Origin of the sequence: Lacinutrix gracilariae, assembly GCF_042684485.1 — a bacterium.
GTDB lineage: Bacteria > Bacteroidota > Bacteroidia > Flavobacteriales > Flavobacteriaceae > Oceanihabitans > Oceanihabitans gracilariae.
Genome location: NZ_JBHULM010000004.1, coordinates 225442 through 236969 on the forward strand (window position 1 = coordinate 225442; position 11528 = coordinate 236969).

Here is an 11528-nt window from a genome sequence, read left to right on the forward strand (position 1 = left end):
TGGTATACGGATTTTTTTTGCGTTAGGGATTGCCGTGGAAAGCCCACAGTGCGCTAGCACGAGGACTTGCAACAGAAAGCCCGACCTCGCCTAAGCGAGGTAACGCCCTAATGCTTGTATTAACTATTAATTTGTGCCAAAATGGTTGGGTCTTGGATTTTATTATCTTCTGACAGTAATTTCATTTTAGAAATAATTTCTGCCGATTTTGGGTCCTCGTCTACGAAAGGCAAGAACATACGTCCGCGATGCTGACTATGCACCGGAATAATGGATAATGCCAATCCGTTTTTGCTGACTAAACCGCTTCCTAAATGGATGGTATATTCGCCTAAAGTTCCTTTTACAAAAATATGACGCTCCTTAACCGTGATGTTTGGAAGTTTGAATAATTGAGCCGAAGCTTTGGCCAATGCAGCACGCATTTCCATTGTACTATGGCTGGCTTCTGGGTCTACACCACCAACGTGGGCAACGCTTACCACCAAATCGATATCGCGCATAATTTCGCTAAAAATTACTGGCGGAATCTCTGTAAGCGGAATGTTTTTATAGCTGTCTATGGAGTGAAACTGAATCACTTCTAAAGTTGGTGCTTCTGCATCTGAAGGTGAAAACCAATCTGCCATCGCGTACATCGTAGCAATAAAACCTTGCTTGTGATATACTTTTTGCAATCCGTCTTCCATACTCACCGTCCAACCACGACCACGCAATAAAGCGACGGTTTTTTTAGGCTGAATTTGATGTCCTTGGTAACGTTCTGACCTATTACTATGCTCACGCTCGTCGTTCGTGATTAAATACAACTCTCTAAAAATTTGTTTAAAGGGTTGTGTAATGCGCTCTGCAAACACATATTTCTGATACAAGTCCCAAGCCACTGATTGGTGTAAATGAGAGGCGTGTGCAATAAGCAACACATCGTCTTCTGCCAATGCTTGTACTTTGCCATCGGTATCTACCAATGCGCCATTCTTGTAAAATCCTGAGATTTCTTTTTCTGGAACATACAATACTAAGTTTTGCAACATTGCTTTTACAATAGGATGTTGCATTAACTCGTGAATTTCTTTAGCCGAAAATTCATCTTCATTAACCATTGCATTTTCTAGTGATAAACGCGTTCTGCTGTATTGTTTAGACAGGTAGTTTTTATTGTCTTTTAAAGCGACCACTTGCTTGTCTTTACGCAGTTTTGCTGGTATATTCTTTAAAGTTTTACCGGCTTTGGTAACTTTAATCGTGGTTTTACCTAAGTCTGTAATACCAAGTTCTATAACTGTTTCATCTATAGTGACCACCGCATTTTCCATAATGGCTTGTGTGGCTTTGGCTTCCATTGCCCAACTGAAACGCACACGGTCTTTATACCCTGCGTTACGAGATAAATTGTCTAATGCAATCTCTACAGCAGTCGCTTCACTTTCTTGACGTTGTGCTCCAAATTGTTTGCTTTCTTTTAAAAAGGTTTGCAATAGGTTGTAACGTTTTAATAAATCTTTTTCGGGTACGGTTTTACTCAACGGGATTAATCCTAAAGCACGCACGTAATCTTTATCCCGTTTGTCTTTAATCTTCTTAAGCGTTTCCGTGATTTTTACTTCACCAAGCATCACGCTAGAATAAAGTTTTACTTGTCTATGTCCGTTTCCATCGGTAATGTATTTGGCGGCATCGTGAAGCAGTTTCCAATTGGTTTTTCCTAAGTTTTTGTACACTTTATTAAACCAATCGATATCTATAGCTCCAAGTGCAAAGTCGTTTTTAGGAATGTTAGAATAACGCGCGATAATGGTTTCTTTTTCGCTATTCATATATTCTGAAGCGTGTGCTTGAAACCACCAAACGGCATTTTCTAGGTTTTCAATGTTTAAATATTCACCTACAACATTGGCCCATTGCGTGGCGTAACACGCTAACTCTATCAAGCGTTTTTTACTCACTTTAGAGGCATCGGCTAGTTTGGCAAAATCGGTATAAGATTCTGTGTCTTTAAAGGCCGTTCGTTTAAGAATGGTACTGAATTTAGATTTTTTACTGTCGCCATAATAACTATAACCACGCTCAAACGTATCTTTTCCTAAACGTTCTAATACGCGAAAAACATAATCGACACCTTCTACACGGTGAATACTACTAATATACCTAGAAGCTGGTGTTGCTAAATCACCACGTTCTAATTCTGTTTCTAAAAGGTTCGTTTTTAAAGGAAGAAACACGTGTTTTGGGATGCTATTACGTTCTATGCCTTTTTTAAAGTTCATTCTGTAATTAAAACCACCATCCATAATGCTCATTATAGAATGATTGTTTAGTGATTGAAATAATAAATCGTCATCATTAATTAAACCGGCTTTGTATAATTTTAGGGTAATTTCTACCTCTGGAAACTTTAATGTTCTCTTATTGATATTCTCTTCTGTAAGCACTTTAATGGTAGTGGCTTCACTAGGATGTTCCATATTTTGAGCCGATAAATACATTTGAATCGCCCAATATTTATACAGTTGCTCGTTGGTTAATTGGTCTAGATGATTTAAACCAAAATTTGGCGTGTATTCTTGTATTATGGTTGTCCAATTATGAGTTACTGTGCTGTAATACGTTCTTTGCTCTTGAAATTGGATGAGTTTGTGTTTTTTAGGGAAATTAGCAATCATATCCTCATACATCTTAAACTTAAAATCACCCACCATTTTAGGGTCTGCAAAAGCCCAAAACAAACGTTTTAAAATTTTGTTATAGGTTTTAGATTTTGAATAATAACGTTCTACTTCTCCTAAGTTTAAGCCCGCCAAATCTGGGTAATATTGCTGTAAATACGGCTGAAGAATGGTATAGTCTCCAAAAGGTGCTTCTCGATTATTGATGTAGCGAATAACCGAATACATTTCAAAATCGTTAAGCTCGCTTTTTTCATACCAAGAAATCCAAAGGTCGGCTAGTGGTAAGTTATGCAGTTGCTCTAAAGCTGTAGCATCTTCACTTAACGCTTTCATATCGTGAACCCCTTTATTAAGATACGTGGTGTGCATTTCACCATCATAGGCTAACATTTGGTATTCGTGATTGCGATGTTCTGCGACCAAATGAATTAACTGATTGACTTGAGTCACAATTTTCTTTACATTAATAAAATCTTTGAACTTAAACCCAGAAGTCTCTGAAGTGGTGATTCCTAATTTATCAAAAATATTGGTCTTGGTTTTAAAATGCGACTGTGGGATGTAAAGCGGTGATAAATTATCATAATCTATAGCGCCAAAACCGTTACTGTAGTTGTATTCTTCGGTGTTATCAGAAAATTTATCGAGATAAACTTGTTCGTTTTTAGTGATTTTAGGGCGCTGTTTATAAAGCGCTATTTGCTCTTCAGTAAAATTAGATTGTCTGTTATTATCGTGTAAAATTGTTAAAATTTCTAAAGCAGCGATACGCTGTTCTATGTTTTTAGCCTGAATTAAATTAGTGGTGCTATGGCGTAAAGTATCTACAGGTAAGTTTATTAATAACTGTATTAGCGAAGTGCGTAGCATTTTACTTTTTCGCCTTAATAAATCTTCAATAATCTCTAATTCGGTATCGTACAAATGCATTTTAAAGAACAGACTTAATCCTGTAGACATTACCAGTTCGTTTCTGTTGTAAATGGCGCGTCTTGCTAAAGCGCGTTTCCAAGAATTTTTGTCGTAATTTAATTCTACTTTGTGCTTTATTTGTTCTTTGTTGTAGTATAACGAATAGCTGTAGTTTTTAGGGAATACCTTTCTAAAATAAGCTTCTCTAAATTCTGAAGGAAAGTCTTCAAAATCAGGCGCCATTAATTCTAATTGTGCTTCCGTAGCACTATTCATAATAAAATTGAAGAAATAGTCTGACCTTGGGATAAAATTCCACCACGAGAATATTTTACTTTCGTACACTTTCCCTTTTTCTGAAGCATTTTTAGCGACAGTAAGTAGTTTTTCAAAAGTGTTATCATCTAAAGACGTTTCTGGTAGGTTTACCGCCATCCAATGGTCTAAGGCGTAATCTTTTCCTATGTTTTCTATGAAATAAGGGACTAGCGCATCGTTTGTTTTGTCAGTTTGACTCATAAAATACAAGGCGAGTATCTTTTTATTTCGGTCGTCGTGGTCAAATACAATGTCTAATGCTTTTCTATTAGCTGTATCGACATCTAAAATACCAATAGCCCAAAGTCCAACAAGCACTTCAATATTATCTTTACTTTTTAAATAAGTATCTACTTCTTTTAAGTTGAAAATTAAAGATTGCGCAAGCGTTAATATACGATTGATAAGCGCTTTTTTAGGGGTTTCCCAATTCAAATTAAACCAGGTACAAACCGCTCTATTCACACTACTAAAACGGGCTAAGTCATTATCTATAATAACCTGTAACATATATTTAAATGCAGCAAGGCTACAGCTATCTAACGCTTCTATTATAGTTTGACGTAAACCTTCTTGACGTTGCGCTGCAAGTAGTAATTTAGCAACCATTTCCCAATGTTTCTCCTCTTCGGAATACAACAAGGCCTTGATAATATCTGAACTTACGCCACCAATCTCATCTTCTCCCTGAATAATATCGTCTAGCAGGGCATCAAACGCGCCTTCTGCATTGTGTAAAACAATGGCTAGAAAAAGGTCTTGGTTCCCAGAAAAATACGTATTGTATTGAAAGTGTTCTACTAAGGATAAGCCACCAAATCCCATTCTGCTGGAATTCAGAAATGCTCTAAAACTGACTATTTTTTTGTGTATCACATCTTCACCATCTCGCGATCTAAAGGCTTGCCTGTTATAAGAATCTTGATAGGGTAAGGTGTTTATAAAATCCCACATTGCTGCTAAATATGGCGCTTGAATAACACCATATAATTGCATCCCTAAACGCATCCCTTCTGGTGTGGTCCAAGGATTTATATTGAATGGATCTTCAAAGGCGGCAATAAAATCGTGCTGATTATAATAGACGCGTTTCTCTTTTTCTATACTACCAAGTACTTTTGCTAAAACACGATAAGGCTCAGAATAGGCACGAAATTCAAACCGGTCTACGGCTGGTTTTGCGTATTGCTCCAAGTGTTTTCTAGCATCTTCTATAGGGATCATATCTCTTAAATATTTTTAACTATGGTCATTAACAATAATTTGTCTTTTTCTAAACAAACTGAATTACTGATGGCAAGGTAAAAGAAATCTGTTTGTTTAAACTCACGGTATTTAGTGATTTTTTAAAACGCATTTTTGAAGATTTCTGAAACTAAATCTAAAGACCTTAATCTATAGTACTCTAAATTTAATACGAGTAATATGAAAACAGAATTGTATGAACCCTTAGTCCATAAAAGTATTACACGGAGTAATTGCGATAATGCGTATAGTGAGGTTTTTTTTAGATGTAAAGTCTCATTCAGGACAAAAAAAGACTTCATAATTTTTTATGAAGTCTTTTTGGAGCGAGAGACCAGGTTCGAACTGGCGACATTCAGCTTGGAAGGCTGACGCTCTACCAACTGAGCTACTCTCGCAGTTTTGGTAAGCGAACGCAAATATATAATATTTATTAAAAAACACCTTTATTTTTTTATTAGTATATAATTTGCTTGGAGGGAGTCTTTTTGAATGATTTTAAAACTATAGCGCCTTTATTTATAATTTATGACAAGAACAATTGCATTTTTTGGTGTGAAGATTTTTTTAATGTAACAAAAATGAAACTACTTTTTATTTATTGTAAATAGCAGTTAAAGGTTCATGCTGTTAGCAATAGTGTTTTTTAATGATTTATTTAATTTTTCGATAAATTCTTTTTTTTCGAGAATTTGACTAATGTCAGCTTCAAATGTTTTGGTTTTGTTTAAGTTAGGGAAAGCTAATTTGTTTTTAGCTATAGAGTTTGAAATGAGTACGTTGAAGTAGTTGTAAAGTAGGATTGTTTTTTGCAAGAAGTCTGTTTGCATAATTTTAAAACCCATTTTCTCTGCAGTTCTTTCATTTATAATGTAGCTAGTTCCACGAATTTTCATGTGTTTGTCATTTTTATATTCTTCTATCAAAGCCAATAGTCCTTCTAAATACTGTTGGGTAATGAAATTTGTTCTTTGTTTTCCATTCCATTTTCTATCAATTACAAAATAATAATCAAATAGAGTTCCACCATGAATTTTGATTCGTCCGTTTTTTGGTTTTTCGCTTAGAAATAAAGGTGAATAATACATCATTCTTCCGCTTTTTTTTAAGGAAGGCATATCAAAAAAAGGAGCAATTATAGATAAGGTTACCGAAAAAATGAATATACCAATCAGATATATTTCTGAATAGATAGATATAATTATAGATAACAATAAGATTGTAAGCGAAGCAAGTGCTATTACAATTAAAATTTTATTTTGCTCTTTTTTATTCTTGTTATAAAACCGATGCTTCAATTTTTATGAATGTGTTTTTGTAATTATACTAGGTGTATGTTTAGGCTTAGCGAGATATTTAAACGCCTAATTTAGCAAATAAAAACCTAATGTAAATATCTATAAATATTTTTTTAATAGGAGAGAAGATCAGAATTATTGGTATGCCTTTTGGGTTATAAGTTTTATATTTTAATTAGAAGGCTTGAAATTTCTATTGAGAATTTCAAGCCTTAATGGATTATAGCTGGTTATTTTTTTAGGAATCTTAATGTAACCCGATTGTCGAATTTTATAAAGTATAAGCCAGTATTTAAGCTTTTAATATCAATTTTTGAATTATTAAGAGCACTTCCTTTTTTTACTTCTTGACCTAAAGTATTGTAAATTTTATAGCTTTCTTCTGAATGCATTCCATTAATTACAAGGAAATTACTAGAAGGATTAGGGTATAATTTATAATCATTAGCGTTATTATCTTCTATACTTAGAGAATTATCATTAACTGTTATTAATTTGAACCACAAATCTCCATCTGCTAAAAATGCGTTATTAAGAAATAATTGACCACCATCATATGGATCACCACCAGCTATCTCTAGTTGAAATGTTGGTGTATTGTTAATTATAAAGCTATATTGATTACCTTCAGTAAAAGCAAGACTACCAGTACCACCACTAAGTTCTATAGTAAAGGTATCTGTAGTAGCAGGTATAACTACATTATTTTGTGTATACATTGGAGTTCCTGTTACATCTTGATTATTGTAGATTTTAAGAACAGCAGTAGTGAGAGCTGATCCAGGATCTCGTCTATGAAATTCAATAGCGTTAAAAAAACCACTACATCCTGTCATGGTAACAGATTGCCCATGAGATTGTCCACTAACTCCATTGTTTATAGTTGTTTGTTCTTGGCAAAGGGTTCTGTTGCTTAAAGGATCATCAGTACTTGTTGTTACTTTAAACCACAGGTCAAAATCTTCTAAAAACCCATTATTAAGAAACCCTTGACCACCAGCGTATGGGTTAGTACCATCTACAAATGTTTGAAATGTTGGTGTATTGTTAATTATAAAGCTATATTGATTACCTTCAGTAAAAGCAAGACTACCAGTACCACCACTAAGTTCTATAGTAAAGGTATCTGTAGTAGCAGGTATAACTACATTATTTTGTGTATACATTGGAGTTCCTGTTACATCTTGATTATTGTATATTTTAAGAACAGCAGTAGTAATAGCAGATCCAGGATCTCGTCTATGAAATTCAATAGCATTAAAAAAACCACTACATCCTGTCATGGTTACAGATTGCCCATGGGATTGCCCACTAAAGCCATTGTCTATTCCTAATTGTTCTTCGCATACCGTTTGTGCTAATAAACTGTAGCTTAATGTTAAAAAAAGTAAGTTTAAAAAGTAATTTTTCATCATTCTTTAAGTAATTTAAGGTTAATAATTATTATTAATTTTTTATAAAATATTTGGATAGGATTCTTTGCGAGGTTAAGTATGTAACACAGAAGTGTATGGGTTATTAGTTATACATGGGGTTGCGGTATGTTTTTTTCTGTTTAGAAATATAGGGGCTCTTTTATAAGAAGACTATCACTTGAATGAAATGTAGGTTCTATAAAATTAAACCATTTCTAACTTTGGGGTTTATAGTTTTAATTTATAGCAATGATAAAAACTAAAATTCTGTAAATAAAAAAAATGATAGGAAACGGCTTTTTTTGTTGTAAAACACGTTTTTGGGTTTTATTTCCCAGTAAGTTTTTGAGATTTTAAACCCTTTTTTATCTAAAGACACCCATTTTGAATCTTTTTTAGTAATATATTTTGGGTTAACGGCTTCGCTTTTATTGATGCGTTTAAAATTGCTTTTTGGTAATTGTGTTTGCAGTTGCGCAAAGGTAGTTCTTAACAACATAGGAGGAGAGAAGGTAAAATGTAAGGTAATATAAACTCCTTCAGATTCTGCAAATAAAAATTGCTCCATATTGATATGGTATTCTTTTTTACCAACAGTTAGCACTATGTTATTAGTTGTTGCATTCGCTAAAGCTAATTTTATAGCAGTAATAACATTGGTTTCTTGTACAGGTTTTGAAATATAGGCATTTGGAGTAGTTTGTATAACTTTTGTTAAGGTAGCTTCGTCTGTAGAAGCTGTTAAGTAAATAAATGGGATGTTATACTTTTTATTAATTTGTTGTGCAATGTCAATACCGCTTTTACTGTTGTTTAAAGTAATATCTATAAGTGCTAGGTCTATAGGTTGACGCTCTAGGGCTTGTATCGCTTCGTCATAATTTTTAACAACATGAGTACCGTTAAAGTGTTTTAGAACCATTTTTTGTATAGAAAAAGCAATAAGCATTTCGTCTTCTACAATAAGTATGTTAGCTTGTTTTGGCATAAGGTATGGTTATATAAAAAGTACTTTGTTCTCTTTGATAGCTTGCTGATATTTGATTGAGCATGCCTTTAATTATGTAAATTCCCATAGCGTCTGCACTGGTGTTACTAGGGAAAAAATTACCGTTATCTTTATATATAGTTTCTATATTGTTGTCTTTTAAACCCAACTTTAAATGTAGCTCAAGGTCTTTGTTTTGACTAGGTTTAGCATGTTTTATAGAATTGGTAATGAGTTCGTTTAGTACCAAACCAAAAGGCAATGCTATATCTACTTTTAGTTCAATATTTGTTGCTTCTATGGTATAGTTGAATTTTTTAGTGGTAGCAGAACGTTTGGTTTCAAAAATAGTTTTAGCATACTCTTCTATGTTTACAAAAGATTTTTCTGTAGTATCTAAGTCATAAGAAAATAGTTGATGTCCAATAGCTATCGTGTTTACTCGGTCGTGAAGTTGCTTAATAAGTTCCTCATTAGTCTTATTACTTTCTTGCCCTTGAATTTCAATTAAACTTAAAATAACAGCTAAATTATTTTTTACTCTATGATTAATTTCGTGAATTAAAAATGTTTTCTCTTTAACTGTCTTTTCAAGTTTTAACGCATCTTTTTCAATGATTAATTTTTGTTTATCTATTTGTTTTTTTCTTCTGTTTTCTTGAATTAAAAATGCGAATAGAACAATGGCCACGATTAGGGCTAACAAAAGGTTTTTATGTAAGGTTTTGTTTTCAGTAACAATTTTTTCCTTTTGAATTTTTTCCTTTTCAAGTTCAAAATCTAAAGTTTGCTCGTTCATTTTAATCGTTTTCAGATTGAAATTGTGCGCTTTTTCATATTCAATAGCTGTTTTATAAAAATATAAAGCAGAGTCTAATAAGTTTCTAGCTTCAGAAACTTCGCTCTTCTTTATATAGCTAGCAGATTTAGTTTCTAGGTAATTGGTGTTTTTAATGTGGTTGTAAGCAGAATCAATATATTTATTAGCTATTACATCATTTCCTAGGTTTTTGTAAATTTTACTAAGACTGAGGTATAAATAGGTGACGCTTATTTTATTATTAAGCGCTTTACCTACAGCAATTGCCTTATTATTAAGCTGTATAGCCTTGTTATAGTTTTTTTTATCGGTATAATAAAAGGCAAGAAGTACTCCTGCTTCAGAGCTTTTGTTACTATTGTTCTGTTTTTCGGCAAATTGTTTTGCTTTTAGCGCATATTGATACGATTCTATTTTTTTTTCTTGTACACGATACCAAGAAGAAACCCTAATTAGCCAAGTAGCATAGTATTTTTTTTTAATGTGCTCGCTCTTGTCAATATAGCTTTTAGCCAAAGTAAGATTTTGTAATGATTTTGGAAAATCTTCTAAAATTTCAAAGATTAAAGCTCGTTCTATAAATAAACTAGTAAGGTAGTATTCTGTTAAATGGTTTTGTGATAAAATTTCATTTGAAAGCGCTAATCCTTCATCTAATAGATTAGCATCTACAAGTGTCTGAACTTTTAATACTTTTAAAATTTCTATTTGAGTTGTACTATAATTATTAGGGTTGTTAGTAAGTACAAAATTTATTTCCTCTAAAATTTTTGCATGTTCATGATAAAAAATAAGATCTTCAATTTTATCATAAAACGCATCATAATTACTAGTTTGAGTAAAACAGTAAATTGAATGGAGTAATGATATAATTAAAAAGAAAACTTTCAAGGTGACTTATTTGTTTTACAATAGGAGTTTACTAACTCTTTATCGCGATAATTATAATAGATGATATGGCTTTAATTACTGCGTTAGAAATCTATTACTTAGCGTTTATTTTAAATTTTTTCAAAGTTACTATTTAAATTTTATGCTAGGATTGAAGAAAATAGATTTCACAACAAAAAACATAGGTTTTGTATCATTTGTTATTAAATGGTAAGGTTTTATATATTGAGGAAGGTTTAGGAGATGAAATTTTAAGAATAGACCTTACTTTAACTAATCCTGCTAACTGGTTTATTTGGCTCTTAGGGAATAATTAGGTTGTTTTAAAATTGTTTTTAAGAGACGCTCTAACTAAATAAAACCAATAGTATCATGTTTTGATATTATTGGTTTTTTCGTGTTTATTTAAAATATTTGTAGTTTGTTTATAACGTATCTTTTTGTTGGTTAAGTTCTGTTTTAGAACTTAGAATCAGGTTCTTCATTTTGGGTTAATAATAATTTGTTATAATGTTGTAGAGATTTTAAAATGGATTTGGCTTCAGGTATTCCATCAACTCTCATAATTAACTTGTGCTTATCCCATTTGTTTTTTTTTCTTATTTTTTAATATTGAAACCCAGATATTTACAAATGCTAGTTTATCTGATCTTTCTGATACACGATGAAACTTATAAACATTCGAAAAATCATACAATATTCCTTCATTCGTGTTGTCAATACCGTTTTTCTTTAATACAATAAGTCTTAAATAATCACCTTCAAAAGAGGCTTTGTATTTTCTTTTAAAAGTATCTTCTTCAAAACCGTGTTCATTGATTGTTTTAATAATAAAGTCTTTTGTTTGTCTCGTCCTGAAATATGGCTACAGGTTAAAATTGAATTTACGCTGATAATTTATATACCATATTCGGTGTTTTATAGTCTAAAGATAAATGTAATCTTATTTCGTTGTATAAATTAATTGCATTT

At 32.4% G+C, this 11528-nt stretch carries 5 protein-coding genes and 1 tRNA gene; all 6 read right to left on the minus strand.

The features are described 5' to 3' along the window. Positions 1-119: 119 nt before the first annotated feature. Entirely contained in the window at positions 120-5123 is a 5004-nt protein-coding gene (locus ACFSSB_RS02885) for a DUF4132 domain-containing protein (protein WP_379900763.1), read from the minus strand. A 343-nt stretch (positions 5124-5466) separates the two neighbouring features. Next, a tRNA-Gly gene (locus ACFSSB_RS02890) sits at positions 5467-5542 on the minus strand. 216 nt (positions 5543-5758) lie between these two features. Next, on the minus strand, positions 5759-6235 hold the full coding sequence (locus tag ACFSSB_RS02895; protein WP_379900765.1) for a hypothetical protein: 477 nt from the start codon (positions 6233-6235) through the stop codon (positions 5759-5761). A gap of 437 nt (positions 6236-6672) precedes the next feature. Then, entirely contained in the window at positions 6673-7857 is a 1185-nt protein-coding gene (locus ACFSSB_RS02900) for a T9SS type A sorting domain-containing protein (protein ID WP_379900767.1), read from the minus strand. Positions 7858-8116: 259 nt separating this feature from the next. Further along, on the minus strand, positions 8117-8845 hold the full coding sequence (locus ACFSSB_RS02905) for a response regulator (protein ID WP_379900769.1): 729 nt from the start codon (positions 8843-8845) through the stop codon (positions 8117-8119). Beyond that, the gene (locus ACFSSB_RS02910; protein WP_379900771.1) at positions 8829-10556 is read right to left on the minus strand and encodes a histidine kinase dimerization/phosphoacceptor domain -containing protein; all 1728 of its coding nucleotides are present in this window, start codon (positions 10554-10556) and stop codon (positions 8829-8831) included. Before ACFSSB_RS02910 ends, ACFSSB_RS02905 begins: the two co-directional genes overlap by 17 nt. Positions 10557-11528: the final 972 nt, after the last annotated feature.